Source organism: Streptomyces adelaidensis, from assembly GCF_016598475.1.
Classification (GTDB): Bacteria; Actinomycetota; Actinomycetes; order Streptomycetales; family Streptomycetaceae; genus Streptomyces; species Streptomyces adelaidensis.
Window position 1 is genome coordinate 1 of record NZ_JAEMUX010000033.1, and the last position, 26272, is coordinate 26272.

27 protein-coding genes are annotated in these 26272 nt (G+C 70.8%); 14 read left to right on the forward strand and 13 right to left on the reverse strand.

From position 1 onward, the window contains the following. Positions 1–2: 2 nt before the first annotated feature. Together I8N67_RS20155 and I8N67_RS20160 are read right to left on the reverse strand one after the other, a co-directional pair. The gene (locus I8N67_RS20155; protein WP_200304552.1) at positions 3–950 is read right to left on the reverse strand and encodes a 1-aminocyclopropane-1-carboxylate deaminase/D-cysteine desulfhydrase; all 948 of its coding nucleotides are present in this window, start codon (positions 948–950) and stop codon (positions 3–5) included. A gap of 55 nt (positions 951–1005) precedes the next feature. Next, positions 1006–1596: an N-acetylmuramoyl-L-alanine amidase gene (locus tag I8N67_RS20160; RefSeq protein WP_200304553.1), complete on the reverse strand. Its 591-nt coding sequence runs from the start codon at positions 1594–1596 to the stop codon at positions 1006–1008. 288 nt (positions 1597–1884) lie between these two features. Between I8N67_RS20160 and I8N67_RS20165 the strand changes: the two genes are divergently transcribed. The 5 genes from I8N67_RS20165 (at position 1885) to I8N67_RS20185 (ending at position 6331) form a co-directional block, all read left to right on the forward strand. Beyond that, complete coding sequence (locus I8N67_RS20165; protein ID WP_200304554.1) at positions 1885–3291, forward strand: family 2B encapsulin nanocompartment shell protein; 1407 nt, start codon at positions 1885–1887, stop codon at positions 3289–3291. Between the two features lie 143 nt (positions 3292–3434). After that, the gene (locus I8N67_RS20170) at positions 3435–4595 is read left to right on the forward strand and encodes a family 2 encapsulin nanocompartment cargo protein polyprenyl transferase (RefSeq protein WP_372443759.1); all 1161 of its coding nucleotides are present in this window, start codon (positions 3435–3437) and stop codon (positions 4593–4595) included. A gap of 169 nt (positions 4596–4764) precedes the next feature. Then, complete coding sequence (locus tag I8N67_RS20175) at positions 4765–5364, forward strand: dihydrofolate reductase family protein (protein ID WP_200304555.1); 600 nt, start codon at positions 4765–4767, stop codon at positions 5362–5364. 117 nt (positions 5365–5481) lie between these two features. Continuing rightward, positions 5482–5739, forward strand: coding sequence for a hypothetical protein (locus tag I8N67_RS20180; protein ID WP_200304556.1), 258 nt, complete (start codon positions 5482–5484; stop codon positions 5737–5739). 178 nt (positions 5740–5917) lie between these two features. After that, positions 5918–6331 (forward strand): YciI family protein, encoded by a 414-nt coding sequence (locus I8N67_RS20185; protein ID WP_200304557.1) that lies wholly within the window; start codon positions 5918–5920, stop codon positions 6329–6331. A 643-nt stretch (positions 6332–6974) separates the two neighbouring features. Here I8N67_RS20185 and I8N67_RS20190 read toward each other — a convergent pair. From I8N67_RS20190 to I8N67_RS20200, 3 genes are all read right to left on the reverse strand, one after another. Continuing rightward, entirely contained in the window at positions 6975–7673 is a 699-nt protein-coding gene (locus I8N67_RS20190) for a VOC family protein (protein WP_200304612.1), read from the reverse strand. A 285-nt stretch (positions 7674–7958) separates the two neighbouring features. Further along, entirely contained in the window at positions 7959–8396 is a 438-nt protein-coding gene (locus I8N67_RS20195) for a VOC family protein (RefSeq protein WP_200304558.1), read from the reverse strand. 46 nt (positions 8397–8442) lie between these two features. Then, positions 8443–8868, reverse strand: coding sequence for a helix-turn-helix transcriptional regulator (locus I8N67_RS20200; protein ID WP_200304559.1), 426 nt, complete (start codon positions 8866–8868; stop codon positions 8443–8445). Between the two features lie 556 nt (positions 8869–9424). Here I8N67_RS20200 and I8N67_RS20210 point away from each other — a divergent pair. The 3 genes from I8N67_RS20210 (at position 9425) to I8N67_RS20220 (ending at position 13581) form a co-directional block, all read left to right on the forward strand. Further along, positions 9425–10711 carry an NAD(P)/FAD-dependent oxidoreductase gene (locus I8N67_RS20210; RefSeq protein ID WP_200304560.1) on the forward strand — a complete coding sequence of 429 codons (1287 nt, stop codon included), beginning with the start codon at positions 9425–9427 and terminating at the stop codon, positions 10709–10711. A gap of 283 nt (positions 10712–10994) precedes the next feature. After that, a complete protein-coding gene (locus tag I8N67_RS20215; RefSeq protein WP_200304561.1) occupies positions 10995–12431 on the forward strand; it encodes a carboxylesterase family protein in 1437 nt (478 codons plus the stop codon). A gap of 130 nt (positions 12432–12561) precedes the next feature. Next, a complete protein-coding gene (locus I8N67_RS20220; protein ID WP_200304562.1) occupies positions 12562–13581 on the forward strand; it encodes an alcohol dehydrogenase catalytic domain-containing protein in 1020 nt (339 codons plus the stop codon). A 34-nt stretch (positions 13582–13615) separates the two neighbouring features. Here I8N67_RS20220 and I8N67_RS20225 read toward each other — a convergent pair whose 3' ends face one another. Next, positions 13616–14206 (reverse strand): TetR family transcriptional regulator, encoded by a 591-nt coding sequence (locus tag I8N67_RS20225; RefSeq protein ID WP_200304563.1) that lies wholly within the window; start codon positions 14204–14206, stop codon positions 13616–13618. Positions 14207–14304: 98 nt separating this feature from the next. Between I8N67_RS20225 and I8N67_RS20230 the strand changes: the two genes are divergently transcribed. After that, positions 14305–15282: an aldo/keto reductase gene (locus I8N67_RS20230; RefSeq protein ID WP_200304564.1), complete on the forward strand. Its 978-nt coding sequence runs from the start codon at positions 14305–14307 to the stop codon at positions 15280–15282. A gap of 103 nt (positions 15283–15385) precedes the next feature. On the opposite strand, the gene I8N67_RS20235 is transcribed toward I8N67_RS20230, so the two are convergent. Continuing rightward, positions 15386–16324 (reverse strand): helix-turn-helix domain-containing protein, encoded by a 939-nt coding sequence (locus tag I8N67_RS20235; RefSeq protein ID WP_372443760.1) that lies wholly within the window; start codon positions 16322–16324, stop codon positions 15386–15388. Between the two features lie 133 nt (positions 16325–16457). On the opposite strand from I8N67_RS20235, the gene I8N67_RS20240 reads away from it, so the two are divergent. The 3 genes from I8N67_RS20240 to I8N67_RS20250 all read left to right on the forward strand — a co-directional run bounded on the left by I8N67_RS20240 (position 16458) and on the right by I8N67_RS20250 (position 18632). Next, positions 16458–16853 carry an MmcQ/YjbR family DNA-binding protein gene (locus tag I8N67_RS20240; protein WP_200304565.1) on the forward strand — a complete coding sequence of 132 codons (396 nt, stop codon included), beginning with the start codon at positions 16458–16460 and terminating at the stop codon, positions 16851–16853. Then, positions 16850–17218, forward strand: coding sequence for an MmcQ/YjbR family DNA-binding protein (locus I8N67_RS20245; RefSeq protein ID WP_200304566.1), 369 nt, complete (start codon positions 16850–16852; stop codon positions 17216–17218). The genes I8N67_RS20240 and I8N67_RS20245 overlap by 4 nt, the downstream gene beginning before the upstream one ends. 100 nt (positions 17219–17318) lie before the next feature. Further along, positions 17319–18632, forward strand: coding sequence for a replication-associated recombination protein A (locus tag I8N67_RS20250; protein ID WP_200304567.1), 1314 nt, complete (start codon positions 17319–17321; stop codon positions 18630–18632). Between the two features lie 130 nt (positions 18633–18762). Here I8N67_RS20250 and I8N67_RS20255 read toward each other — a convergent pair whose 3' ends face one another. The 3 genes from I8N67_RS20255 to sodN all read right to left on the reverse strand — a co-directional run bounded on the left by I8N67_RS20255 (position 18763) and on the right by sodN (position 22463). Then, entirely contained in the window at positions 18763–19767 is a 1005-nt protein-coding gene (locus tag I8N67_RS20255; RefSeq protein WP_200304568.1) for a phosphotransferase, read from the reverse strand. 103 nt (positions 19768–19870) lie between these two features. Next, on the reverse strand, positions 19871–21523 hold the full coding sequence (gene abc-f, locus I8N67_RS20260) for a ribosomal protection-like ABC-F family protein (RefSeq protein WP_200304614.1): 1653 nt from the start codon (positions 21521–21523) through the stop codon (positions 19871–19873). Between the two features lie 544 nt (positions 21524–22067). Further along, entirely contained in the window at positions 22068–22463 is a 396-nt protein-coding gene (gene sodN, locus I8N67_RS20265; RefSeq protein WP_005480378.1) for a superoxide dismutase, Ni, read from the reverse strand. Between the two features lie 146 nt (positions 22464–22609). On the opposite strand from sodN, the gene sodX reads away from it, so the two are divergent. Next, complete coding sequence (sodX, locus tag I8N67_RS20270; protein ID WP_200304569.1) at positions 22610–23041, forward strand: nickel-type superoxide dismutase maturation protease; 432 nt, start codon at positions 22610–22612, stop codon at positions 23039–23041. Here the strand turns inward: sodX and I8N67_RS20275 are convergent. Beyond that, a complete protein-coding gene (locus I8N67_RS20275; protein ID WP_200304570.1) occupies positions 22945–23574 on the reverse strand; it encodes a CGNR zinc finger domain-containing protein in 630 nt (209 codons plus the stop codon). The two genes, sodX and I8N67_RS20275, sit on opposite strands and share 97 nt — an antisense overlap. A gap of 160 nt (positions 23575–23734) precedes the next feature. Between I8N67_RS20275 and I8N67_RS20280 the strand changes: the two genes are divergently transcribed. Continuing rightward, positions 23735–24502, forward strand: a complete 768-nt coding sequence (locus I8N67_RS20280; protein WP_200304571.1) for a class I SAM-dependent methyltransferase — start codon at positions 23735–23737, stop codon at positions 24500–24502. A gap of 70 nt (positions 24503–24572) precedes the next feature. Here I8N67_RS20280 and I8N67_RS20285 read toward each other — a convergent pair whose 3' ends face one another. Together I8N67_RS20285 and I8N67_RS20290 are read right to left on the reverse strand one after the other, a co-directional pair. Next, positions 24573–25334: an amino acid ABC transporter ATP-binding protein gene (locus tag I8N67_RS20285; protein ID WP_307835292.1), complete on the reverse strand. Its 762-nt coding sequence runs from the start codon at positions 25332–25334 to the stop codon at positions 24573–24575. After that, positions 25331–26272: an amino acid ABC transporter permease gene (locus tag I8N67_RS20290; RefSeq protein WP_200304572.1), complete on the reverse strand. Its 942-nt coding sequence runs from the start codon at positions 26270–26272 to the stop codon at positions 25331–25333. The genes I8N67_RS20285 and I8N67_RS20290 overlap by 4 nt, the downstream gene beginning before the upstream one ends.

A 26272-nucleotide genomic window follows, 5' to 3' on the forward strand; every position in this document is an offset into this window, starting at 1 on the left:
TCCTAGGGCAGCTCGGGCTTCTCGCTGGGAAACGGGCTTCCCGTGATCACCGCGGCGATCGTCGTCCCGCGCGGGAAGGCGCCTTCCGAGGCCAGGGTGACAAGTCCGTAGAGCAACTTGGCGACATAGAGACGCTCCACCGGGAGGGCGTGGCGGCTCTCGAAGTCGGCCGCGAAGGCGTCCAGTTCGGGGGTCGTGCGGGCGTATCCGCCGAAGTGGAAGCGGTCGTCGAGGTGCCAGTCGCCGCGCGGGCCGCCGAAGGCCCGGTGCTGGAGCCGGCGTATCTCCTCTTCGAGGAAGCCGCCCTTGAGGACGGGGACGCCGAGAGCACGCCGGCCGGGGGCCAGGCCGGCGGCCAGACCGGCGAGGGTGCCGCCGGTGCCGCAGGCGACGGCCACCACGTCGGCCCGGCCGCGCAGCTCCGCGCCGAGCTCCTCGCAGCCGCGTACGGCCAGGCTGTTACTGCCGCCCTCGGGGACGACGTACGCGTCCCCGGCGTCGGCGGCGCGACGGACGGCGGCCAGGGTGGCCGGGTCGGTCTTGTGGCGATACGTCGATCTGTCGACGAAGTGCAGCCGCATGCCGTCCGCCGTGCAGCGGGCCAGGGACGGATTGAGGGGGCGGTCGGCCAGCTCCTGGCCGCGGACCACGCCGATGGTGGGCAGCCCCAGGAGGCGGCCCGCGGCGGCGGTGGCGCGCAGGTGGTTCGAGTACGCGCCGCCGAAGGTGAGCAGCGGGCGGCCGGCCGCCGCGCGCAGGTTGGGGGCGAGCTTGCGCCACTTGTTGCCGATGAGCTGCGGATGGATCAGGTCGTCGCGCTTGAGGAGCAGCCGGACGCCGTGGCGGGCGAAGCGGTCGTCGACGACCTCCTGAAGGGGGGACGGCAGCCGGGGGCGCAGCGCGGTGGTGGCGTCGGGGGTGGGGTCAGGGGTGGAGGGCTGGCCGGTCACATGGCCATTGTCGGACACATGACCGGTCGGCGTCCGGTGGCCTACGGCCGGGCCCTCACCGCAGGCGGGCCCGTATTCGGTCTCTCATGTGGGCCATCGTGAAGCCTCGGGGGTCGATCTTGCCGGGCTGCCATTCGAGGTGGCCGATGACGGACCGCTGGGTCCAGCCGTGGTGGCGGCAGACGGCGGCGGAGACCCGTTCGACGGCGTCGAGCTGGGGCGCGGGCCAGGGGTCCTCGCCGTCGCCGAGGTTCTCGCACTCGAAGCCGTAGAAGTGGCGGTTGCCGTCGGTGTTGGCCTCGTTGTCCCGCGGGAGGGCCGTCTCGGCGATCACGGCCCGCAGGACGTCGTCGTCACCGAGGCCGGCGTGGTTGGCGCGGCCGTAGCCGACGAGATGGACACGGCCGTCCTTGGTGATGACGCCGTGGCACAAGGGGCCGGGCAGGCCCGCGTAGCCGTCGCGGCAGATGCGGACGGTGCGGGCGCTGCCGGAGGTGACGGTGTGGTGGATCATCACGCCGTGGACGGGTCCCCAGGGGCCCTTGTGGTTGCGGTTGTGATGCTCCCAGTCGCCGACCTCCACGACTGTGACGCCCTCGTTCCTGAGGACGGTGAGAAATCTGCCCGCGGACATGGGTGGGGCCATGGCCGCCTCCTTCGCGCGTGCGGTGCGACGGCCGCCGGTCGTGGCCGCCTCGTACGCACGCTTGTACCCCCGACTTCCGATGGGAGCCAGGGGTACGTGGGACGTGCGAGTCGATCCGGTCAGATTCGGTCAGGAGTACGGGTGGTCGACAAAGTCCCCTGATATGCCCAGGGTTCGTAAGATCCATTCCCGCTCTTTCGGGTAATAGCACCGGCACGCTCCGTGGTGCGAGGCTTGATCGCGAGATCGGTGACCGCGATATCAGTGCATACCCGGAGGGGAATCCGTATGTCGGTAGGCGAAGAGGTTCGCTCGCAGCAGGACAAGCCGCAGCAGAGTCTCGGCACGGCCGCTGCCCGGAACCTGGCCACCACCACGAAGTCCGCGCCCCAGATGCAGGAGATCAGCTCGCGCTGGCTGCTGCGCAACCTGCCCTGGGTGAATGTGCAGGGCGGCACGTACCGGGTGAACCGGCGGCTCACCTACGCGGTCGGCGACGGCCGCGTCACTTTTGTGAAGACCGGCGACCGGGTCGCCGTGATCCCCGCGGAGCTGGGCGAACTGCCGGCCCTGCGGACCTACGAGGACATCGAGGTGCTGGGCGAGCTGGCCCAGCGGTGCGAGCAGCGGGAGTTCGCACCCGGCGATGTGCTGGGCGAGTTCGGCAGCCGGGCCGAGGAGGTGTTCCTGCTCGCGCACGGCAAGGTCGAGAAGATCGGCACCGGACCTTATGGAGACGACGCGGTCCTCGGAGTTCTGGCCGACGGGGCCTACTTCGGCGACCAGGCGCTGCTGGACGACGACGCGATCTGGGAGTACACGGCCCGCGCGGTCACCGCGTGCACGGTGCTCGTCCTGCCACGTCGGGCCGTCGAACAGCTCGCGGAGCGCGCCGAGACCCTGAGCGCGCACCTTCAGGAGCAGCGTGCCATCCCGTCGCAGCGCACCAACACCTACGGCGAGAAGGAGATCGACCTCGCCGCCGGCCACAGCGGTGAGCCGGACATCCCGCACACCTTCGTCGACTACGAGGCGGCGCCGCGCGAGTACGAACTGAGCGTCGCCCAGACCGTCCTGCGCATCCACACGCGCGTGGCCGACCTCTACAACCAGCCGATGAACCAGACCGAGCAGCAGGTCCGGCTCACCGTCGAGGCGTTGAAGGAACGCCAGGAGCACGAGCTCATCAACAACCGCGAGTTCGGCCTCCTCCACAACTGCGAGTACGACCAGCGGCTCCAGCCGCACGACGGCGTGCCCAGCCCGGACGACCTGGACGAACTGCTCACCCGCCGCCGGGGCACCAAGCTGCTGCTCGCCCACCCGCGCGCGATCTCCGCGTTCGGCCGCGAACTCAACAAGCGCGGACTGGTCCCGGAGACCATCGACATCGCCGGCAACCGCATCCCGACCTGGCGCGGGGTGCCGATCTACCCGTGCAACAAGATCCCGGTGACCGAGGCCAGGACCACCTCGATCATCGCCATGCGTACCGGCGAGGACGACCAGGGCGTCATCGGGCTGCGGGCCGCGAACATCCCGGACGAGATCGAGCCCAGCCTGTCCGTCCGCTACATGGGCATCAACGAACAGGCGATCATCAAGTACCTCGTGACGGCCTACTACTCGGCCGCGGTCCTGGTCCCCGACGCGCTCGGCGTTCTGGAGAACGTCGAGATCGGCCGCTGGCGGTGACCTTGGCCGACCGGACGCCGTGTCCCCGCCCGTCAGGGCGGGTGCACCCAGGGAGCACACCGGAAAGGCGGAGCCCCATCACGATTCCCTCGGACCCGACGGGTGGTGCGGAGCCGGCGGGAGGCGGGGAACCGACCGGAGCCGTGGCTCCGGCGCGGGTGGTGGCTCCGGGCGCGGTGACTCCCGCCGGCGAGCGGGGACCGGGCGGCGGGCCGGGTGCGCCGGGGCGGCTCGACGGGCCGGGCACACGCGGGTCGTCGGACGGGCCGGGCACACCGGGTTCGTTGGACGGGCAGGAGGCTGCGGTCATCCTGGAGCAGGCGCGGATCTCCGTCGATCCCGAACTGCGCCGTGCCATCGAGTCGTTGCCCGGCTCGATGCGCCGGGTCGCGCGCTACCACTTCGGCTGGGAGCACGCGGACGGCACCCCGGCCACGGGCAACGCGGGCAAGGCGATACGCCCCGCGCTGGTCCTGGCCGCGGTCGCCGCGCTCGGCGGCCGTGAGTCCGTCGCCGTACGGGCCGCCGCCGCGGTGGAGCTGATCCACAACTTCACGCTGCTGCACGACGACGTGATGGACCGGGACGCCACCCGCAGACACCGGGCCACCGCGTGGACCGTGTTCGGCATCCCCGACGCGATCCTCGCAGGGGACGCGTTACAGGCCCTGGCGCAGCAGTTGCTCGCCGAGGACCCGCATCCGGCGTCGGCCGCGGCTTCCGCGCGGCTCGCTTCCTGTGTCGTCGAGCTGTGCGCCGGACAGCACACGGACACGGAGATGGAGGGGCGCGGTCCGCAGGAGGTCACTCTCGACGAGGTGCTGGCGATGGCCGAGGCGAAGACGGGCGCGTTGCTCGGCTGCGCCTGTGCGCTGGGCGCGTTGTACGCGGGCGCCGACGAGGAGGACGTCGAGGCCCTGGACGCGTTCGGTCGGGAGGCCGGGCTGGCCTTCCAGCTCATCGACGACGTCATCGGCATCTGGGGGGACCCGAGCCGCACGGGCAAGCCGGCCGGGGCGGACCTCATGGTCCGCAAGAAGTCCCTCCCGGTGGTCGCCGCGCTGGCTTCCGGCACCCCGGAGGCGGCCGAACTGGCCGAGCTGTACGGACTGCCGTACGAGGAGGGGGATCTGGAGCGCACGGCGTTGGTGGTGGAGCGGGCGGGCGGTCGCGACTGGGCACAGATCCAGGCCGCCGATCGCATGGCCCGGGCCATGCACGAACTGTCCCGCGCGGTACCGGATCCGGCGGCGGCCGGAGGGCTTCTCGCGCTGGCCGAGTTCGTGACGCGACGAAGTAGTTGAGGAGACGCGGTAGCTGAGGCGGCACTGTGCGTCGCGGGTTCCGGTGAAGCCCCGGAGGTACCGGTGCCGTGCGACCTGACACCGCACGGTCCCGGAGCCTTCGGCCAGGGGCGGGTCCCGCACATCCCCACGGTGTGCGGGGCCCGTCGGGACGAGAAAAGAGACCGGTTTGCGTAAGCTCACATACTTGGTCGCCTGTTCGATCGACGGCTTCATCGGGGACTCGGACGGCGACGCGTCGTTCATGTACCCCTTCGTGGTGGGGGATTTCGCCGAGTACCTCAACACGGAGCATCCGGACACCAATCCCACCCATGTGCGTCGGCTAGTCGGCACCGACGGCCTGGAGAACAAGGATTACGACACGGTCGTGCAGGGCCGCGCCAGCTACGACGTGGCGCTGAAGGAGGGCATCACCAGCCCCTACGCCCGTCTGCGCGAGTACGTCGCCTCGCGCACGCTCACGGAGTCGCCCGACCCGAACGTCGAGATCATCTCGGACGATCTGGTCGGCAAGATCCGCGAGCTCAAGGCGGAGGACGGCCGACTCGGTATCTACCTGTGCGGCATCTACCTGTGCGGCGGCTCGGCCGTCGCGGGCGCGCTGGTCGACGAGATCGACGAGCTGATCATCAAGACGTATCCGATCGTGTTGGGCACCGGCATGCCGATGTTCGGCTCCGGCTTCGCCCTCTCCGAGTTCACGCTCGACGGGGTGCGGACCTTCGACAACGGGGTTCTGGTGCGGACGTACGGCAGGAAGCGCTGACGGTCGGCGGCGGTGGGGGAGGGGCTGACGGCTGGTCGGTGGCCGGCCGTCGGTCGACGGGTTGATGTCGGTGTACAGCGGCAAGCGCCCCGGGGGTGTCGGCAATATCCTGGAAACATGGGCATCGACGAGGAGGTCTGCCCGGTCTGCGGACAGCCGGTGACCACGGTCGTACGGCGGCACAAGACGCTGGGCGCGTGGGTACCCGTGTGGGGTCCGGGCCCGTGCAGGAACGTGAAGTGTGAGGCGTATGTCGACGCGGCTGTCGAGGCCGAGGAGAGCGCCGAGGAGAAGCCGCGGGCTGTGGCTCGGCGGACGCATGGCACGCATGGCACACACGGGGGGCATGGCCAGCATGGGGTGGATGAGCCGTGACGAGTGAGCCGTGGGCTTCGATGGGCTCAGGGAAACAAGTCGAGTGAGCCGTGGGCTTCGATGGGCTCAGGGAAACAAGTCGCTCGGGTGTGTCGAGGAGCGCGGGCGGCTCCGGCGTCTTCCGCGAGAGCCGCCCACCGCGGGTGGTTCGAACCGAGGAAGGCGAAGGAGTGGGCTCATGAAGTACCTGGTGATGGTCCTCGGCACACAGGCGGACTACGAGGGCATGCGAGGCAAGGCCTCCGAGGGGTCACCGGCCTGGACGCGGGAGCAGGTGCGGGCCATGCACGCCCACATGAGCGCGATCAACGACGACCTCGCCGAGAGCGGGGAGATGGTCGACGGGCAGGGGCTGGCCGAGCCGGCGCGGGCTCGGTTCGTCACGGCCGGCGCCGGCGGCGAGCCCGTGGTCACGGACGGGCTGTACTCGGAGACCAAGGAGTCGCTTGCCGGCTACTGGCTGCTGGACTGCGCGAGCCTGGACCGTGTCACGGAGATCGCGGTCCGTGTCGCTCAGTGCCCTGGCCCCGCGGGGCTTACGGAGTATCCGGTGGTGATTCGGCCGGTGCTGGATGGGGCGGGGGACATCTGAGCAGGTGAGTGGGTGAGGGTCTTTTCTCGCCCCCGCCGCCCCTACCCGTCCCATCCCCAGGGGCTGCCGCCCCTGCGACCCTGCCTGCGCGCCCGTTGCGCACGCCCTCACGGGGCTCCGCCCCGGACCCCGCCAGGGGCGCTGCGCCCCCTGGACCCCCGCTGGGTTCTGCGGACCTGCGGCTTCTGGGTCCTGCCAGGCTCCCCCGACCCGCCAGGGGCGCTGCGCCCCCTGGACCCCCGCTGGGTTCTGCGGACCTGCGGCTTTCTGGGCGCCGCCGCCAGGCTCCCCGGATTCCAGCAGGGGTGATCCTCCCGGCCCCCGTTCCGCAGGGGTGATGCGCCCCCGGCCCCCGCGAGATTCCTGGGCTTCCGCCAGGTGTACTGCGAATCCCGGACCCTGCTGGGTTTCGGGCTGGGTGAGGGCTGGTGCCCTCGCTGGACCCCGCTGGTTGCTTCCGGTTCGGTCAAAGGCTGGGGCACGTTCGCTGGGCTTCCGCCCAGGTTTTCGGGCGTCGCCAGAGTGGTGTGCTCGTGAGCCCCGCTTTATTTCTCGGGTGCCGTCAAGGCCGCTGTGCCCCGTGGCGCCGCTGGATTCCTTGGGCCCCGTCAGGGGCGCAGCGCTCCGCCGGGTTCGTGATCCTTCAGTTCGGTGTCGGCAATCCGCCTGTTTCCGGGGCTCGGGCCGTCAGGCAGTACGTGCCGCCTGTCGGGTCGCGCATCACGGTCCAGTGGGGGTGGCGGGTCACTGGCGTGGCGCCGAGGTGTTCGTGGTGGGCCTGGGTGGTGTCGATGTCGGTGCAGGCCAGGTCGAGGTGGGCGGAGGCGGGGCCGGGGGTCTCCAGGCGTTGGAGGAGGATGCGGGTGGTGAGGCCGGTCGGGGGGCGTAGTACGTGGAACTCCGGGCGGGAGCCCGGGTAGGAGTCCCAGCCGGACAGGGCGGTCCAGAAGGCGACCTCGCTGTCGAAGTCGGCCGGTGGCACGTCCAGGCAGACCTGGTCCAGGCGGGTGCCGTCGACCACCGGGGGCCGCGCCGACTCGCCGTGCCAGGGCACCGCGCAGAAGAGCTGCCCGGCTGGTGAGCGGAGCACCGCCCAGCCCTTGTTCGGGGCGACGACCTCGGCGCCGAGCCGGACGGCACTGTTGACGAGCGCGGGTACGTCCTCCACGGCGAGACCCAGGTGGGCGCCGCCGTCGCCGGACGTGATGGCCTGCGCCTTCACACACGCGTCGCCCACCTCGGGCAGCAGGGTCACGAACTCGCCCCGCTCACCCCGCGGTGCGGACAGCCTGGTCGCCGTGACCGCCGTCCAGAAAGCACAGGCCCGCTCGAATCCGGCCATCGGCCGGTCGACGAAGGCATACGTCCACCGGATCGCCCCGCCCACTCCGCCCACTCTGCCTACACCGTCCAATCCGTCTACTCCGCCCACACCGTTGTCTCTTCTCGTTTCGAGTCGCGCCTGGCCCCGGCCGCCCTAGGCGGTGTCGTCAATTCCCGTCTGCCTCACGACGCCGTGCACGCTCCCCCATTCTCGGCTTCGCTCCAACGGGAGGGGCCGCCATGACGCCGCGAGGCCGGCCTCCGGGCGACGGCGGGAATTCGATGACACGGCCCAGGCCTACCCCTACCCCCGGCGTTCCATGAAACGGAGCATGTTCCCCGCAGGGTCGCGGAAAGCGCAGTCGCGTACCCCGTACGGCTGGTCCGTCGGCTCCTGGAGGACGTCGGCGCCGGAGGCCTCGACCCGAGCGTAGAGGGCGTCGCAGTCGGTGGTGGTGAAGTTGACGCCGCGTAGGACGCCCTTGGCGAGGAGGGTGGCCATGGCCTCGCGGTCGGCGGCGGAGATGTCGGGGTCGGCGGCGGGGGGCTCCAGGACGATCTCCACGTCCGGCTGGAGGGGGGAGCCGACGGTCACCCAGCGCATGCCCTCGAAGCCAACGTCGCCGCGGACCTCCATGCCCAGCACGTCGCGGTAGAAGGCGAGCGCCTTGTCGTGGTCGTCGACGGCCAGGAAGCACTGGGCGAGCTTCACGTCCGTGCCCAGGACTCTGTTCGTATCCATGCCCTCACGCTAGGCCCTGTTGCCGAGGTCCCACCCGCCGCTGCCGCTACGGCGCCTCGCTCGGTTCCGCCGTACGTATGCGATGGCGGGACGGGCGGGTAAGGCGCTTCGCCACGCATGCGGGGACCGCCGCGCCCTCGTCGTGGGAGCGGGCGCGGTACGCGCTCGGGGTCTCGCCGACCAGTTCGGTGAAGCGGGAGCTGAAGGAGCCGAGGGAGGTGCAGCCCACGGCCAGGCACACCTCGGTCACGCTCAGGTCGCCGCGGCGCAGCAGGGCCTTGGCGCGCTCTGTTCGGCGGGTCATGAGATAGCCGTAGGGGGTCTCGCCGTAGGCCGCGCGGAAGCTGCGCTGGAAGTGGCCGGGGGACATCAGCGCGGTGCGGGCGAGGGCGGCCACGTCCAGCGGCTCGGCGTATTCGCGGTCCATGCGGTCCCGCGCCCGCCGCAGCCGCACCAGATCGTCCCGGTTCATGCTCACAGCATCGCACCGGCCACTGACAACAGGCGGTCCATGGGGCGTCCGGCGGGCGGATCGGCCGGCCTGGCCGGATGACCGCCGAGCCGACCTTCCTCCCACGCGTCGCCCATCGCGACCGGGAAGTCACCGGGCCCTGCTCGCGCTCTTCGCCGACGATCTGCGCACCGGCTGCGGCACCGCCCGGCTCCCCGACGGACTGTGGCCCCGACGGGCGGCCCGAGAACCCCGTCAACCCGCGCCGTCCGTGCCGAGCAGCGAGAAGACCGTTCCCTCGGCCACCGAGATGTCGATCCCGTCCAGCACGGCGTGCTCGCCGTATGCCTTCCGCACGCCGCGCGTCCAGATCGAGGGCTCGGGCCGTGGTGCCGCTGTCGTCGGAGAAGGCGAAGGGGCGGACGTACGGCTGTCCTGCCCGCACCTCGGGGAGAGGGCCGCTGAAGCCGTCCGCTGGAGTGATCCGCCTCACACATGTCACAAACGCCGGCCGCGCGGTGTCTCTAAGGCGAACGCACGCCACGAGCGGGCCCGAGCCACGAACGAGGGAGACACCATGACCGGGAACACGGAGACGAACGGGAACACCGGGAACACCGGGACGAACGGGAACACCGGGAACACCGGGACGAACGGGAACACCGACGTGGTCGTGATCGGCGGCGGGTACGCGGGCGTCATGGCGGCCAACCGCCTGACGCGGCGCGACGACGTGACCGTGACCCTGATCAACCCGCGCCCGACCTTCGTCGAGCGGATCCGGCTGCACCAGCTGGTCGCCGGGTCCGACGACGCGGTCGTCGAGTACCGGGACGTTCTGGCCGAGGGTGTCGCCCTGGTCGTCGACACCGTGACCGGAATCGAGGCCGCCGAGCGCCGGGTACGGCTGGGGACGGGCGGCACGGTCGGCTACGACTACCTGGTCTACGCGGTGGGCAGCGGCAGCGCCGACCCGGGCGTGCCCGGAGCGGCCGAGTTCGCCCACCCGATCGCCACCCTGGAGGACGCGGAGCGGCTGAGGCCGGTCCTCGACGCGGCACCCGCGACGGCCGCGGTGACCGTGGTCGGCGCCGGTCCCACCGGCATCGAGACCGCCGCCGAGCTCGCGGAGGCGGGCCGCGCCGTGACCCTGGTCTGCGGCGGCGTGCTCGGCCCGTACCTGCACCCTCGGGGCCGGCGTTCGGTGGCCGGGCGGCTGGCGGCGCTCGGGGTGAGCGTGCTCGACGGCGCCGACGCGAAGGTGACGGCGGTGACCCGGGACGCCGTACGGCTCGCCGACGGCCGCGAACTGCCGAGCCAGGTGACCGTCTGGACCGCCGGCTTCGGCATACCGGACCTGGCGGCGCGCAGCGGCCTGACCACCGACGCCCTGGGCCGCCTGCTCACGGACGAGACGCTGACCAGCGTCGACGACGTACGTATCGTCGCGGCCGGCGACTCGGCGGCGCCGTCGGGCCTGCCGCTGCGGATGAGCTGCCAGGCCGCGATGCCGCTCGGCGCGCGGGCCGCCGACACGGTACTCAGCAGGATCGAGGGTGAGCGGCCCGACACCCTCAACCAGACGTTCGCCGGTCAGTGCATCAGCCTGGGACGACGCGCCGGCATCTTCCAGTTCGCCCACAGGTACGACGTCGCCGTGTGGTTCCACGTCGCCGGCCGCCCCGGCGCGAAGCTCAAGGAGTTCGTGTGCAAGGGCATCGTCAAGCACCTGGCCGACGAGGCGCACAAGCCGGGTTCGTACAGCTTGCACCGCGTCTCAGGGGGCGCCAAGCGTGAGGAGCTGCTGCGGGCCAAGGGCGGGGAGGCGCCGGCGGCGGCCGAAGCGGCGGTCCAGGTGAATTGATCACGAGCGTTGTTGGGGTGCCGTTGACGAGCGGCGAACCAGGTGACAAGTAACCCGCCAGTAACCTTCGGACCGAAGGTCGGCCCTTTTGCCGGGACGGGCGAGGGGGCCTGGTGCGGCTCGGGCTCGGCGCGTACCTGTGTCACCTCGTGACCATCAGGTGACCGCTGTCCGCCGGACGATTGATCGGATCCCAGGGAACGATGGGAGAGCGCCACCGCGAGCAACCAGCCGCCGATTCACCGCGCGAACACCCGAACCGCGCCGGAAGGAATCTCACGTCATGACCGCCACCGCTCCCAAGGCCCCGACCGCACCAGGGGTGCGGTCCTGGTGGGGAATTTCGTACGCCACCGCCGAGCGATACCGCCGCCCCGTCGTCGCGGACTTCGATCCAGACCGCCCCTATGACCGCAAGGGCGTCGTCTCTGTCCAGCCCGACAGCGGCGACTGGCTCGAAGCGGACAGCGGGATGGGTGAGGACTGTCTGAACCTGAACGTGTGGGCCCCCGAGCAGCCGGCCGGGGAGGCGCTGCCGGTGGCCGTGTACATCCACGGCGGCGGATTCGAGTACGGCGCGAACACGCAGATCACCTCGAACGCCGCCGGTCTCGCCGCGTCGGGGCGCGTGGTGGGCGTGTCGGTCAACTACCGGCTCGGCGCACTGGGCGCGCTCTCGCTCTCGCAGTACGGCGGGCGGCTGGCCGAGGCCAGCAACCTCGGCCTGCAGGACGTCATCGCCGCGCTTGCCTGGGTCAGGCAGAACATCGCTTCCTTCGGCGGCGACCCCGACAACGTCACGGTCTACGGCCACAGCGCCGGCGCCTATTCCACTTTCGGGCTGCTCGGCGCCTCCTCCGCCGACGGCCTGTACCGGCGGCTGGCCGGGTTCTCCGGCGGGCCTTCTCGTATCGTCCCGGCGTGGTGGGCGGAGGAGCTCGCGCACCGGTTCGTCACCGAACTCGGCGTCGCGGACAATCCCGACAAGCTGATCGACCTCGACGCGACCTCCCTGACGGCCGCCCTGCGCAAGGTCTGTCCGACGGATCTCGGAGTCCGTGGCGGGGTGGACAACCAGGCCACCGGCGTCGTCCTGGACACCGGACAGCCCGGCGCGGTGTTGCACGCCCACCCCATGGACGTCCTCGCCTCGGGCGCGCACCGTGACGTCGACGTCCTGCTGAGCATGGCGAGTGACGACATGGGCTGGTGGGTGGCGAACGACCTCGACCGTTTCGACCCGCACACCCTCGACCGTGTCACCGACGAGGTCGCGGGATGGCGCATTCCCCGCTCCCGCGCGAAGGAGATCGTCGATGCCTACGACCAGGGCGGCCGTACCCCGGCCGAGGTCCGCGCCGCGGTCATGGCGGACTACCTCTTCGCGCTCCCCGCGGCCCGCGGCGCCCTGGCGCACGCCGCCGCGGGCGGCAACGCCCATCTCCTGGCGATCGGGCCCGCCGCGGGTGCGCCCGCTGTGCACGGCACCGAGATGTACGCCCTGGTCGGGCAGGAACAGCCGGGCCGCAGCCCCGAACAGGCCGACCGTGACACGCGTATCCGCGACCTCGTGCTCGACTTCGTCACCGGTGAGCAGTCCCGTCTGTGGCCCGCCGTCACCGACAGGCCCACTTCGGGAAGCGTCGGCGACCCGCCCTTCGGGGCCGGCGCCCACTACCAGGCGGCCCTCGGCCTGTGGGAGAGCATCGACCGCCCCTGACGGTCACCGGGCGGTACCGAGATGCAGAGCGGCGCCGGGTCACCACTGACTGACCGCCCGGGTACCTGCGCCCGGAGTCCCGGCTCCGCCTTCACATTCCCCGGGGGACGAACAGAGCAAGGAGCTCGGCATGAGCCAATCGACAGCAGCCGGCGGCGCCGCACCGGCGACGATGCGGGCCGTCGTCGTCACCCGGCCCGGCGACCTCGACGCACTGGAGATCAAGGATGTGCCGGTGCCCGTCCGCAAGCCCGGCCGGGTGCGGATCAGGGTGAAGGCGTTCGGCGTCAACGAGTCCGAGGTCACCACCCGCAAGGGCGAGTCGGACGCGGTGGTCACCTACCCGCGGATTCCCGGCATCGAGGGCGTCGGCGTGGTCGATGAGGCCGACGCGGACAGCGGGCTGCGGCCGGGGCAGCAGGTGGCCACGATGATGGGCGGCATGGGCCGCTCGTACGACGGCGCGTACGCCCAGTACGTGACCGTCCCCGCGGCGCAGGTCATCCCGTTCGAGACCGACCTGCCGTGGGAGGTCGTCGGGGCGCTGCCGGAGATGTTCCAGACCGCCTACGGATCACTGGCCACCGGCCTGGACCTCAAGGCCGGGCAGACGCTGCTGATCCGCGGCGGCACCTCCGCGGTCGGGCTGAGCGCGGCCACGATCGCGAAGGACCTCGGAGCCACCGTGCTGTCCACCACCCGCAGCCCGGAGAGGGCCGGGGAACTGCGGGCCGCGGGCGTCGACCATGCCCTCGTCGACAACGGCACCCTCGCCGACCGGGTGAGCGAGCTGATGCCGGACGGCGTCGACGCCGCACTGGAGCTGGTGGGCTGCTCGGTCCTCGCCGACACCCTGCGCACCGTCCGCCGGCACGGCACCGTCTGCTTCACCGGAGCCCTGGCGGGCCGGTGGACGATCCCCGACTTCACCCCGTTCATGATCCCCAACGGGGTGCGGCTGACCTCCTACGGCGGTCAGGCCACCGACCTCCCGGCCGACGTCTTCGCCCGCCAGCTCCAGGCCATCGCCGCAGGGCGCCTCAAAGTCCCGGTCGCGAAGGTCTACCACGGCCTCGAACAGATCCGTGACGCCCAGGCCGACGTCGAGTCCGGCACCACGCCGGGCAAGCACGTCGTCGTCCTCCAATGAAGCGAGGCGCCGCTTCGAGGGCTCGGGGCACCTGTCAGTTCGCAGTCGCGGGAAACAGGCGCTCGACGGCTGCGACGATGGCGGCTCGGCGTGCCGCCAGGAACGTGGCGCGGCCCTCGTCGTGAGGGGGCAGCAGGTCAGGCTGCGCGGCCCAGGCGGTGGCGATCTGGTGGACGAGGACCAGGATGTCGACCGGGTCCCAGTGGGCGTCCAGCCGACCGGCTTCCTGGGCCTCGCGGAGTTGTTCGATCTTTCCGGCCACCGATTCCCGGAAGGTGTCGTGGGGGAGCGAGTCGCCGGCGTCGAGCTCCAGCTGCCCCCAGCTCATGAGCCGGAAGCGGTCGGGGTGGTCGGTGAAGTAGTCATGGACGCGGCCGGCGTAACCGGGCAGATCGGTGGGGTCCATGCCGGTCGCTTCGGCCACGGCCGCCAGCTCCTGCGCGCAGACGAAACGGTAGAGGGCCACCTTGCTGGAGAAGTAGGCGTAGACGCGTTCCTTGCTCGTCCTGGCGGCCTTGGCGATCCGGTCGATCCGTGCCCCGGCGATCCCGTACTGGGAGAACTCGGCCTTGGCGGCACTCACGATGCGGTCGCGGACCGAGTCTGCGCGGGTTGGGGGGCTCATGCCGCCACGCTACCCGACCAAACCGTTTGGTTTGCCGCTGGGCGGTGGTCGGCGTAGGCTTAAAACCGAACCGTTTGGTTTGATATGAGGAGATCCACATGCAGCACAGGACACTCGGCACCCAGGGCCTGACCGTCTCGGCCATCGGCTACGGCTCGATGGGCCTGACCATGGGCTACGGCCCCGGTGACGAGGAGGCGGGCGTCGCCGCCATCCGCCGCGCCCACGACCTGGGCGTCACCTTCTTCGACACCGCCGAGCTCTACGGTTGGGGCACGGGCAACAACGAGGTCCTGCTCGGCAAGGCGGTGAGCGACTTCCGCGACGAGGTCGTGCTGGCCACCAAGTTCGGCTTCGCGCAGACCGGGCAGGGCCTGGGCCTCAACAGCCGCCCGGACAACATCCGCACAGTCACCGACAACAGTCTGCGCTACCTGGGCGTCGACCAGATCGACGTCCTCTACCAGCACCGCGTCGACCCGGACGTGCCGATCGAGGACGTCGCGGGCACCGTCAAGGAACTGATCGACGCGGGCAAGGTCAAGTACTTCGGCCTCAGCGAGGCCGGCCCGCAGACCATCCGCAAGGCGCACGCCGTCCAGCCGGTCTCGGTCCTGCAGACCGAGTACTCGCTCTTCGAGCGCGGCGTCGAGCAGCTCTTCCCGGTCCTGAAGGAGCTCGGCATCGGCTTCGTCCCCTATTCGCCCCTCGGCCGCGGCTTCATCACCGGTACCGCGAAGCCCGCGGGGCAGTACGACGCCACCGACTTCCGCAACACCAACCCGCGCTGGCAGCCCGGCAACTTCGAGAAGAACGTCGAAGCCGTGGACCGACTTGGCCGGCTGGCCACTGCCAAGGGCATCACCGTCTCCCAGCTCGCCCTGGCCTGGCTGCTCGCCCAGGGCGAGCACATCGTCCCGATCCCGGGCACCCGGAGCGCCGCCCGCGTGGAGGAGAACGCCCACGCGGCTGACGTCGCCCTCACCGAGGGCGATCTCGCCGCGATCCGCGAGATCCTCCCGACCGGCGGATTCGGCGCCCGCTACACCGAAGAGCACACCCCGAACTGGGTCTGATCCCACCCCAAGGGGACCTCCGAAGCGATCGGGAGTCCCGCAGCATGAGCGCCCGTTGCTTTCCCGGACGGTCAGGGTTCCGCGGGCCGCCGCCGCGCTCTGCTCATGGGTGGGGCGTGGCTTGGCGGGCCGCGAAGGCGGCCGGGGTGAGACCGGTGCGGCCGCGGAAGAAGCGGCCGAAGTTCGCGGGATCGGTGAAGCCGAGGTGGACGGCCACCGCGCGGGCGCCCCACCGGGCACCTCCCAGCAGGCGCCGGGCTTCGAGGAGGCGCCGCTCGTCGATGAGCTCACGTACTCCCTTGCCGGTGGCGTCCCGGGCGGCGCGGCTGAGGGTGCGGACCGAGCAGCCGAGCAGCTCGGCGTAGTCCGCGGCTTGGTGCAGTTCGCGGAAGTGCAGCTCCAAGGCGTCCACGAACCGTCCGTAGGTGCCACCACGGCCCGTGCCGACTTTCGCCGCGTCGGTGGAGGTGATGCCGGGGGCGTCGGCAAGACGCAGCAGCAGCGATTCGAGCAGGCTGCGGCGCAGCGCGTGGTGGATGTCGAGGGGGCGGCGCCCCAGTGCGCGGTGTTCGTCCAGGAGCTGGAGTGCCGTTTGCCGGAGCCAGGCGGCGTCGGCGGGGTGCGGGCTCAGCACGGCGGGGGCCTCGTGCGCGGTGAGCGGGGCCAGGAGGCGGGCGGTGCCGGGCGTCAGCACGTCCGGCTCGAACAGGATGAACGGGCCGCGGGCGGCGCCGGGCGGATGCCAGCACTGCGTGTGTCCGGGGCGCACCCACAGCCACTGGCCGGGTTCGACGGTCCGCGTGACGTGGTCGACGTCGTGCCGCAGTTCACCCTCGGTGACCGCGATGAGGTAGTGGAAGGTGGCGCGGCCCGGACGGGGAGGGTTCCACGGCCAGTCGTCGTGCTGGGCGAAGAAGTCCTCGACGGTGCTCACCTCAAGCCCGTAGGGAGTGCCGACCGGGGGCTGGAAACCGTACAGCGGGACCGTGGCCGGTCCGGCCTGTCTCCTCGGGGAGCTGGGGTGTCGCTTGTCGACCATCACGTGTCCGCAGCCTACTGCCCGTTTTCGTCTGTTCCAGGGAAAGGATGGGCTGTGCCGCCGCGACTGCGCGGCGGCATCCTCCGCGTCCTTCGATGCCGCAGCCCGTCACCATCTCAAGGAAGACAACGCCCCCATGAACGGACCGACCGTGCAGAAGACCGCCGCCGACTGCGCGGAGGAACTTCCCGGAGCCCAGCTGGAGCATCCCTTCGGCCCCGACTGGGAGGTCTTCAAGGTGCGCGGCAAGGTGTTCATGCTGATGACCGAGGTCCCCGGGCGTCCCGTCGTGATCCTCAAGGCGGACCCCGGCGAGGCCCACGCCCTGCGCCAGCAGTACAGCCACATCACCCCCGGCTACCACATGAACAAGAAGCACTGGATCACGCTGGAGGGCGGGGAAGGCGTCGACAAGAAGCTGGTCGAGGAACTCGTCACCGAGTCCTACCGGCTCGTCGTCGCTCACCTGCCCAGGGCCGAGCGGCCCGTCGACCCGCGGACCTACGGCAGCGGAACGCGGGCGGCCCGGTGAGCGCGGCCGGTGACCGGCTCCAGGACACCGCCCGCCAGGTGGCCCTGGCCCTCCCCGACGTCAGCCACGGATACCCCTTCACCCCCGGACTCGACGTGTACAAGGTCGCGGGCAAGGTGTTCCTGATCGTCACCGACGACCCGGACGAGCAGATCATCACGGTCAAGTGCGAACCCGAACACGCCCGCGCGCAAGAACACGGCTACGCCACGATCACCCCGGGCCGCTATCTCGACAAACGCCACTGGATCTCGCTGGGGCCGGGCCCCGGCATCACCGAGCGGCTGGTCACCGACGCGGTCGAGGATTCCTACGACCTGGTCGCCGAGCGGCTGCCCCGACGCGACCGCCCCGGTGCCCGATGAGCGCCGCGAGCTTCCCCACGAGCGGCTGAGCCGACGCCTGTCAGTGTTCCGTGCAAGGCTCGCCACGTCCGCACACGTCCGCCTCCGACCCGAGAGACCGATGGAACCGACCGAAGCGACTCTGCCGCTCTTCGGCGAGGAGCCTGCCCGGCCCCTCGCCGACCGCCTGCGCCCCACCCAGCTGAAAGAGGTCGTCGGGCAGGACCACCTCCTGGCCCCGGACGCCCCGCTGGGCCGCATGGTCGCCCAGCAGCGCCTCAGCTCCGCCATCCTGTGGGGCCCGCCCGGCGTCGGGAAGACCACCATCGCCCGGCTCCTCGCGGACGGCAGCAACCTGGCCTTCGAACCGGTGTCGGCCACCTTCTCCGGCGTGGCCGAACTGCGGAAGGTCTTCGCCGCCGCACGAAGCCGGCGCGGCATCGGCCAGGGCACCCTGCTGTTCGTCGACGAGATCCACCGCTTCAACCGCGCCCAGCAGGACAGCTTCCTTCCCTACGTCGAGGACGGCACGATCACCCTGATCGGCGCCACCACGGAGAACCCGAGCTTCGAACTCAACGGCGCCCTCCTCTCCCGCACCCAGGTCCTCGTCCTCAAACGCCTCGACGAAGCCGCCCTGTCCACGCTGCTCGACCGCGCCGAGCAGCTCACCGACCAGCACCTGCCCCTGGACGACGACGCCCGCCGCTCCCTGATCGCCCTGGCCGACGGCGACGGCCGCTACCTCCTCAACATGGCCGAACAACTCCAGGCCCTCCCGGACACCGAGACACCCCTGGACACCACCGCGCTCGCCCACCACATCCAGCAGCGCGCCCCGTTGTACGACAAGGCGCAGGAGGGCCACTACAACCTGATCTCCGCGCTGCACAAGTCGATGCGCGGCTCCGACCCGGACGCGGCCCTGTACTGGCTCGCCCGCATGCTCGACGGCGGCGAGGACCCCCTGTTCGTAGCCCGCCGTCTGGTCCGCTTCGGATGCGAGGACATCGGCATGGCCGACCCGCACGCCATCCAGCAGGCCCTCACCGCCTGGGACGTGTACGAGCGACTCGGCTCCCCCGAGGGCGAGTTGGCGATTGCCCAGGCCGTCGTCTACCTCGCCACCGCACCCAAGTCCATCGCCGTCTACCGCGGCTTCAACGCAGCGCACCGAGCCGCCCGCCGCACCGGCTCACTCATGCCGCCCGCCCACATCCTCAACGCCCCGACCCGGCTGATGAAGGACCTCGGCTACGGCAAGGACTACCAGTACGACCCCGACACCACCGACGGCTTCTCCGGCGCCGACTACCTTCCCAGCGGCATGAACCGCGAGACGTACTACCAGCCCACCCGCAATGGCTACGAAGCCCAGATCACCGAGCGCCTGCGCCACTGGGCCGCTCTGCGTGCCCGCCGGCAACGCGGCTGACCGGACGACTGAGGCGCTGCACGATTCTCACAAATGGACAGTCGGAATGGTTTCTTGAAACCACGTCACTCGTAGCTTCTGAAGCGTGACTGGCGCGGAGTTCGACGCCCCCACCGCCTGGAGGTGGGGATCACGGCGGTCCGGATCGGCCACGCGTGCTGCTCGACGGCCACCCAGGACCCTGCACCCGCACGTCCAGGTCATCCTGGCCGTTCATGAGCCAGCGGTCGACGGCGGGCTCGAGGTACTCCATCAGCTGGGGCAGTTGCGGGACCAGCGTGAGAGAGGCGACGACCCGCAGCATGCCCAGGGCGTTGACGAAGCCCAGGACCTCCTCGTCGAGCGGTCTCGTGCCGTTGCGCCGCGCGCCACGGTTGTAGGCGGATTCGTGCTCGGGTCCGAGAGAGGCCAGGTCCCACTCGACGGGCCCCAGCGTGACCAGTTCGAAGTCGGCGTAGAGGTTGCCGTCCACCCCGGAGAAGATGTTCGCGGGCGGGGAGTCGCCGTGGATGGGCTGGAGGCCGATGCCCGGGAACCGGGTTTCGAAGGCCGTGCGTGAGCGCACGAGGGGTTGCAGGACCTGCCACTCGCGGCGGGCGCGGTCCAGCTCCGCCGCACCGATCAAGGTGGGGTGTCGGTCGAGCCGGGCGAGGCTTTCCGCGATGAACCGCGGATCGGCCGCGGCCAGGAACTCCAGGTGGCCCGGGTAGGCGCGCATGGCCGCGTGCAGGTCGGCGACGCTCTCGGCGTTCGCCACATAGTCGGGTTCCTTGTCCCGGTCCTCCGGGACGAACGGCCAGAACGTCATCGAGAAGCCGTCGCGCCGCACCGGTTCCCGCGGCACGAGCGGGCTGGGCGCGATCACCGGGACCCCCTGGTCGGCGAGCCAACGTGTCACCTCCAGCTCGTCCTGCTGGCGGCGGGCGAGGGCGGCCAGGTCGTCCGGCCGCGGCAGGACGGTGGGAATCCGGGCCACGACCGGCGAGGGCGCCAGATGGACGACGACGGAGAAGAGGTCGTGGAGGACCGTGGGGTCGGTGACGGTCAGGCCGAGCTCGCGCCCCGCCGCGACGGCCGCGTCGACAGCGGCGGACGTGCGGCGGGCGAGCTGTCGCGGTGTCAGGAAGGTGGTCATGGCTCCCTCGTTCGTTGCAGCGGGTTTCCGGCTGTCGGGCAGGTCGGGGCGGAGGCGGGGGCGAGGGCCGTTCGCGGCGGTGGCGGAGGAGGACCCGAAAAGGTCAGCATCTGCGGCCGGCACGCAGTTCCAGCCGCTCCCCGTCGAAGCGTGCGCGGAAGTCGCGGTCGTGCGACACCACGACCACCGCCCCCGGGTACGTCGCGAGCGCCGCCTGAAGGTCCTCCACCAGGTCGAGCGCGATGTGGTTGGTCGGCTCGTCGAGGACGAGGAGGTCCGCGGGCCGGGTCACCAGGCGGGCGATCTGCAGACGCCGCTGCTGGCCCGCGGACAGGGCGGCGACCGGGACGTACAGGTCCTCCTCACGGAACAGGCCCAGTGCCAGGAGCTGTTCGGCGTACCCGTCCGGCAGTCCGGGCCGTCCGGCGGCGAACGCGGCGAGCAGCGGGAGCCGCGTGGAGTGCGCGGGCAGTTCCTGCGCGAGGTAGCCGATCCGGGCGGGGCGGCGTGCCGTGCCCGCGTCCGGTTCCAGGTCGCCCGCCAGGACGCGCAGGAGCGTCGTCTTGCCCGCGCCGTTCTCACCCGTGACCAGCAGCCGCTGTCCGGGCGTGATCGCGAGGAGCCCGTCCAGACGCAGCCGCTCGCCGACCCGTACGCCGTCGAACTCGGCGAGGGGGCCCTGGCCGGGGCTGTCTGCCGCCGACAGCGTCGTCGTGAAGCGGAGCGGTGCCGGCGGCTCCGTCACCGGGTCGCGCCGCAGCTGGGCCAGGCGCTCCCGGGCGGAGCGGACCTGCCCGCCGAGCTTCGCCTCGCTGGACCGGCGGTGCTTGCCGAAACCCTGCTTCGGGTCGCGGCCGGTGGTGGCGAGCCGCCTCCCCGCGGCATCGAGCAGCTCCTCCGTGCGGGCCACCTCCTCGACCCAGTCCGCGTACCGCTGCGCCGCGCCGCGCCGGGCGGCGGCCTTCGCGGCGCGGTAGCCGGCCCAGCCGTCGCCGTACCGGAGCACCGTGCGCGCGTCCCGGTCGACCTCGAGGACCGTGGTGGCGACGCGTTCCAGGAAGCCGCGGTCGTGGGTGACCGCGACGACGGTGCCGCGGTGGGCGCGCAGGTGCTCCTCCAGCCAGCGCGTGGCCGCCGCGTCGAGGTGGTTCGTCGGTTCGTCGAGGAGCAGCAGTTCGGGGGCGGCGGCCAGCACGCAGGCGAGCGCGAGCCGCGACTGTTCGCCGCCGGACAGCGAGCCGAGCCGGCGGTCGCGGGTGATCCGGGCGAGCCCGAGCCCGTGCAGCGCGGCATCCACCCGGGCGTCCGCCTGGTATCCGCCGCGTTCCTCGTACGCGATCAGCAGTTCGCCGTACGCGGAGAGCTCCTCTTCCGCCGCCTCCCCGAGGGACTCCTCCGCCACCCGCAACCGGCGCTCCATGTCACGCAGTTCGGCGAGGGCGAGATCGACGGCGTCCCGCACGGTGCGGTCCGCGTCGAGGGCGAGGGTCTGGGCGAGGTGGCCGGTGCCGCCGGGGAAGCTGACGGTGATCTCCCCGGCGTCCGGCACCTCGACCGCGGCGAGCAGCCGCAGCAGGGTGGACTTGCCGGAGCCGTTCTCGCCGATGACGGCGGCCTTCTCGCCCGGACGGACGGTGAAGTGGACCTGGTCGAGGACGGTCCGGGTGCCATAGGACTTGGTGACGTCCTTGACGGACAGCTGCACCACGGCAGCGGGGGCGACGGCGGGCACGGCGGTATGGGCGCGGTCGCGCATATGACTTTCCCTGGGCATGCGAAGGGTCTACGGGCAGCAGAAACGGCGACATCGGCCGGGCCCGGACTCAGACGAAGAAAAGGAAAGCCATGCCCTCACCATAACAAGACGAATCGTCTCGCCTCAATTCATTTATCTCGTGAGGTCCGAGATCCGCAGCACCCTCACTCGGCCGACTCTTCGCCCGGCCGGCAACCGGAGTTGTCGTCCTCGGGCGGCGCCCGCTCCGTGGCGGTACCGCCCGTACCGCCCGGGCGGTATGGGCCGGTGGCTCGGCTGGCGCAGGCCTGCCGTCGGGGGCGGGCTCGTGGGTCTTCGCCTTCCCGGCCGTCATCACGTCACGTGCCTGGGTGGCATCTCGTCCGCCGTCGCTGAGGGCCGACTCCTCAGCGTCCTCACGCTGCGGATCCACACCCACCCCCGGCCGCCCGAACAAGACCGCACCCGGACCGTCAAGGACGCCGGATTCGGCGACCCGCGGACCGGGTGCGGGGGGTGGACCGGGCGATCGGAGCGAGCGCAGGTCCAGCGGCTTGATCGAGGATCAGGCCTTCTTGGTCTCCCAGAAGATCTTGTCGATCTGGGCGATGTAGTCGAGCGCCTTCTGGCCCGTCGCCGGGTCGGTGGACGCCTTGGCGGCCGAGAGGGCCTTGAGGGCGTCGTTGACCAGCTGGTGCAGCTCCGGGTACTTCTCGAAGTGCGGGGGCTTGAAGTAGTCGCTCCACAGGACCGACACGTGGTGCTTGGCGAGCTCGGCGCGCTGCTCCTTGATGACGGTCGCGCGAGCCTGGAAGTGAGGGTCGTCGTTGGCGGCCATCTTGTCCTGCACGGCCTTCACCGACTCCGCCTCGATGCGGGCCTGGGCCGGGTCGTACACACCGCAGGGCAGGTCGCAGTGCGCGCTGACCTTGACCTTGGGGGCAAACAGGCGGGAAAGCATGGAGCATTCCTTCCTCGTGATCGTCTTCTCAGGTGGGACATTACTCCCTGCGAGAGTGGTTTCGGCGAGTGCCCCCATGGGCTTAGGACAAAAGTCCGGGGCCAGACTGGGACTGGCGGAGGATCGGATCGGGGAGGTGCCGGGTGATGCCGGAGCTGTCGCAGGAGACCGAGGGGCGGGGCCTCCTGCCCTGGGGGGCGGCCGAGGTGACGGGACCCTCGATGGTCCCGACGCTGCGCCACGGGGACCAACTGCTGGTCCACTACGGGGCGCGGCTGCGGATCGGTGACGTGATCGTGCTGCGGCATCCCTTCCAGCAGGACCTGCTCGTCGTCAAACGGATCGCCGAACGGCGCGACGGCGGCTGGTGGGTGCTCGGGGACAACGCGTACGCCGGCGGGGACAGCACGGACTACGGGGCCGTGCCCGGCGAACTCGTCCTCGGCAAAGTCCGGTTCAGGTATCGGCCCAGGGCCGCCGGTCAGCGCTCGCCGTTCGCGCTCGCCCGCTGGGCGTTCTCGGCCGCCCGTCCCGTGCTCTGCGACCGGTCCGCCTCCAGGCGTTTGCGGGCCCGGTAGGCCGCCACGTTGGCGCGGGTCGCGCAGCGGTCCGAGCAGTAGCGCCGGGAGCGGTTGGTCGAGGTGTCCAGGTAGGCGTTGCGGCACGGCGCCGCTTCGCACAGACCGAGCCGGTCCACGCCGTACTCGGTGAGATGGAAGGCCAGGCCCATCGCGGCGATGGCGGCATAGCCGGCCGTCGCGTTCGACGGGTGGTCCGCCAGGTGCATGTGCCACAGCGGGCGGCCGTCGTCGTCCCGGAAGTCGTGCCCGGAGATCTGCGGGCTCACCGGGAACTCCAGCAGGAGCGAGTTCAACAGGTCCACGGCGAGCGTCTCGTCGCCGCCGTCCGCCGCCTCGAAGACCGAGCGCAGCCGGCCCCGCACCGACCGGAACCGGGTGACGTCGGCGTCCGCCGCGCGCCGGGCCGCCGACTGGTTGCCGCCGAAGAGATCGCGGACGGCATCGACCGAGGTGAGCGAGTCCTTGCCCCGGGCCGGCTCCTCGGTGTTGACGAGGCGTACGGCATAGTCCGAGTAATAGGCCAGTTCCACTTGTAGTCCTTACGAGGGCGCTCTATCGTCGTGATGCGGGTCAGGTAACAGCTGCTCGCACTTACAGGGTATTACGGGTGTGACGGGTATGACGGGTATCGCGGTGCTGGGGATTTCGCGCGGTACCGGGCAGAAGCGACACGCGGCGGAAGGGGCTTCCATGACCACCACGACCACCACGACCGGAACCGACTGGCACGCCTGGCAGGAGAGCTGGGACCGGCAGCAGGAGTGGTACATGCCGGACCGTGAGGAGCGGTTCCGGGTGATGCTGGACATGGTCGAGGCCTTCGTCGGCCCCGAACCCCGCGTCCTCGACCTCGCCTGCGGCACGGGTTCCATCACGTCCAGGCTGTTCGCCCGGTTCCCGAAGGCCGTCAGCACCGGCGTCGACCTCGACCCCGCGCTCCTGACCATCGCCGAGGGCACGTTCGAAGGCGACCGGCGGGTCACCTTCGTCACGGCCGACCTCACCGACCCCGACTGGACGACACGGCTGCCGTACGACTCGTACGACGCCGTCCTGACGGCCACCGCCCTGCACTGGCTGCACAGCGAACCCCTCGCCGCCCTCTACGGTCAGGTCGCGGAGCTGGTCCGCGACGGCGGAGTCTTCATGAACGCGGACCACATGATCGACGAGACGACGCCCCGGATCAACGCGGCGGAGCGCGCGCACCGTCACGCCGGTATGGAACAAGCCAAGGCGAACGGCGTCGTCGACTGGGCCGAATGGTGGCAGCTCGCCGCCCAGGACCCCGCCCTCGCCGCGCCGACGGCCCGCCGGTTCGAGATCTACGGCGAGCACGCCGACGGCGACTGCCCCGGCGTCGACTGGCATGCGCGCGTCCTGCGCGACAAGGGCTTCGCCGAGGCCCGCGCGGTGTGGTCCTCGCCCTCCGACGCGCTGGTCCTGGCGGTGAAGTAGACCGCAGGGCGCACGGATGAGGGGCGGTACGGGATTCCGTACCGCCCCTCACTCATGGCTCATGCCGCGCTTACAGCACCTTGGACAGGAAGGACTGCGTCCGTTCCTCCTGTGGGTTCGTCAGTACGTCGCGGGGGTTGCCGGATTCGACCACCACACCGTCGTCCATGAAGACCAGGCTGTCGCCGACCTCGCGGGCGAAGCCCATCTCGTGGGTGACGACGACCATGGTCATGCCGGACTCGGCCAGGTCGCGCATGACGTCGAGGACGTCGCCGACCAGCTCCGGGTCGAGCGCCGAGGTCGGCTCGTCGAAGAGCATCAGCTTCGGCTCCATGGCCAGCGCCCGGGCGATCGCCACCCGCTGCTGCTGGCCGCCGGAGAGCTGGGAGGGGTAGTTGCCCACCTTGTCACCGAGGCCCACCCGGTCGAGCAGCTCACGGGCGCGCTCGCCTGCCTGGGCCCTGCTCACGCCCTTGACCTGGACCGGTGCCTCCATGACGTTCTGCAGGGCCGTCATGTGCGGGTACAGGTTGAAGCGCTGGAAGACCATGCCGATGTCACGGCGCTTGAGCGCGACCTCGCTGTCCTTGAGCTCGTACAGCTTGTCGCCCTTCTGACGGTAGCCGACCAGCTCACCGTCGACGTACAGCCGGCCGGCGTTGATCTTCTCAAGGTGGTTGATGCACCTCAGGAACGTCGACTTGCCGGAGCCGGACGGGCCGATGAGGCAGAACACCTCGCCCGCCCGCACCTCCAGGTCGATGCCCTTGAGGACCTCGACGGGGCCGAACGACTTGTGGATGCCTTCGGCCTTCACCATGGCGGTCATGCCGAGACTCCCTTCGGGCGGCGCGTGGGCAGTACCGCCGCCTTGAAACGCTGGATCGGCGTCGGCGGGAGGGACCGGCTGGAGCCCTTCGCGTAGTGCCTCTCCAGGTAGTACTGCCCGACGCTGAAGATGCTGGTCAGGATCAGATACCAGGCCGCGGCGAGGAACAGCATCTCCACGATGGAGCCCGCGTTCTGGCCGATGTCCTGGGCCGCTTTGAGCAGGTCCACGTACTGCACCGTCGAGACGAGCGACGTGGTCTTCAGCATGTTGATGACCTCGTTGCCCGTCGGCGGCACGATCACACGCATCGCCTGCGGGATGACGATCCGGCGCAGGGTCTTGGCGTGGCTCATACCGAGCGCGTGCGAGGCCTCCGTCTGGCCCTCGTCGACCGAGAGCAGACCGGCCCGGCAGATCTCCGCCATGTACGCGGCCTCGTTGAGACCGAGGCCGAGCAGCGCCGTCAGCAGCGGCGTCATGAAGGACGACCAGTAGTCCTTGTAGACCGGCCCGAGGTTGATGTACTCGAAGACCAGACCCAGGTTGAACCAGACGAAGAGCTGGACCAGGACCGGCGTACCGCGGAAGAACCAGATGTAGAACCACGCGACCGTCGAGGTCACCGGGTTCTTCGACAGCCGCATCACGGCCAGCAGGATGCCGCCGACGATGCCGATCACCATGGACAGCACGGTGAGCAGGAGGGTGTTCAGTACGCCCTCGATGATGCGGTCGTCGAAGAAGTAGTCGGGGACCGCGCCCCAGTTGATCTTCTTCGCCTGCGCGAACGCGTAGACGATCGAGCCGAGGACAGCGAGTGCGATGGCCGCGGACACATAGCGCCCCGGATGCCGGACCGGGATGGCCTTGATGGCCTCCGGACCGGCAGGGGGTGTGTCGGCGGGACCGTCCGTCTTGTTGACGTCAACAGTCAA

What these genes read in the sequence shown, in the direction of transcription:
- sodN (WP_005480378.1), bottom strand. Translation starts at nt 22,463, where the DNA reads ATGCTTTCCCGCCTGTTTGCCCCCAAGGTCAAGGTCAGCGCGCACTGC.
- I8N67_RS20220 (WP_200304562.1), top strand. Translation starts at nt 12,562, where the DNA reads ATGAGCCAATCGACAGCAGCCGGCGGCGCCGCACCGGCGACGATGCGG.
- I8N67_RS20255 (WP_200304568.1), bottom strand. Translation starts at nt 19,767, where the DNA reads ATGACCACCTTCCTGACACCGCGACAGCTCGCCCGCCGCACGTCCGCC.
- I8N67_RS20210 (WP_200304560.1), top strand. Translation starts at nt 9,425, where the DNA reads ATGACCGGGAACACGGAGACGAACGGGAACACCGGGAACACCGGGACG.
- I8N67_RS20190 (WP_200304612.1), bottom strand. Translation starts at nt 7,673, where the DNA reads ATGGCCGGATTCGAGCGGGCCTGTGCTTTCTGGACGGCGGTCACGGCG.
- I8N67_RS20225 (WP_200304563.1), bottom strand. Translation starts at nt 14,206, where the DNA reads ATGAGCCCCCCAACCCGCGCAGACTCGGTCCGCGACCGCATCGTGAGT.
- I8N67_RS20280 (WP_200304571.1), top strand. Translation starts at nt 23,735, where the DNA reads ATGACCACCACGACCACCACGACCGGAACCGACTGGCACGCCTGGCAG.
- I8N67_RS20200 (WP_200304559.1), bottom strand. Translation starts at nt 8,868, where the DNA reads ATGAACCGGGACGATCTGGTGCGGCTGCGGCGGGCGCGGGACCGCATG.
- I8N67_RS20165 (WP_200304554.1), top strand. Translation starts at nt 1,885, where the DNA reads ATGTCGGTAGGCGAAGAGGTTCGCTCGCAGCAGGACAAGCCGCAGCAG.
- I8N67_RS20285 (WP_307835292.1), bottom strand. Translation starts at nt 25,334, where the DNA reads ATGACCGCCATGGTGAAGGCCGAAGGCATCCACAAGTCGTTCGGCCCC.
- I8N67_RS20215 (WP_200304561.1), top strand. Translation starts at nt 10,995, where the DNA reads ATGACCGCCACCGCTCCCAAGGCCCCGACCGCACCAGGGGTGCGGTCC.
- I8N67_RS20250 (WP_200304567.1), top strand. Translation starts at nt 17,319, where the DNA reads ATGGAACCGACCGAAGCGACTCTGCCGCTCTTCGGCGAGGAGCCTGCC.
- I8N67_RS20160 (WP_200304553.1), bottom strand. Translation starts at nt 1,596, where the DNA reads ATGGCCCCACCCATGTCCGCGGGCAGATTTCTCACCGTCCTCAGGAAC.
- I8N67_RS20240 (WP_200304565.1), top strand. Translation starts at nt 16,458, where the DNA reads ATGAACGGACCGACCGTGCAGAAGACCGCCGCCGACTGCGCGGAGGAA.
- I8N67_RS20230 (WP_200304564.1), top strand. Translation starts at nt 14,305, where the DNA reads ATGCAGCACAGGACACTCGGCACCCAGGGCCTGACCGTCTCGGCCATC.
- I8N67_RS20180 (WP_200304556.1), top strand. Translation starts at nt 5,482, where the DNA reads ATGGGCATCGACGAGGAGGTCTGCCCGGTCTGCGGACAGCCGGTGACC.
- I8N67_RS20195 (WP_200304558.1), bottom strand. Translation starts at nt 8,396, where the DNA reads ATGGATACGAACAGAGTCCTGGGCACGGACGTGAAGCTCGCCCAGTGC.
- abc-f (WP_200304614.1), bottom strand. Translation starts at nt 21,523, where the DNA reads ATGCGCGACCGCGCCCATACCGCCGTGCCCGCCGTCGCCCCCGCTGCC.
- I8N67_RS20185 (WP_200304557.1), top strand. Translation starts at nt 5,918, where the DNA reads ATGAAGTACCTGGTGATGGTCCTCGGCACACAGGCGGACTACGAGGGC.
- sodX (WP_200304569.1), top strand. Translation starts at nt 22,610, where the DNA reads ATGCCGGAGCTGTCGCAGGAGACCGAGGGGCGGGGCCTCCTGCCCTGG.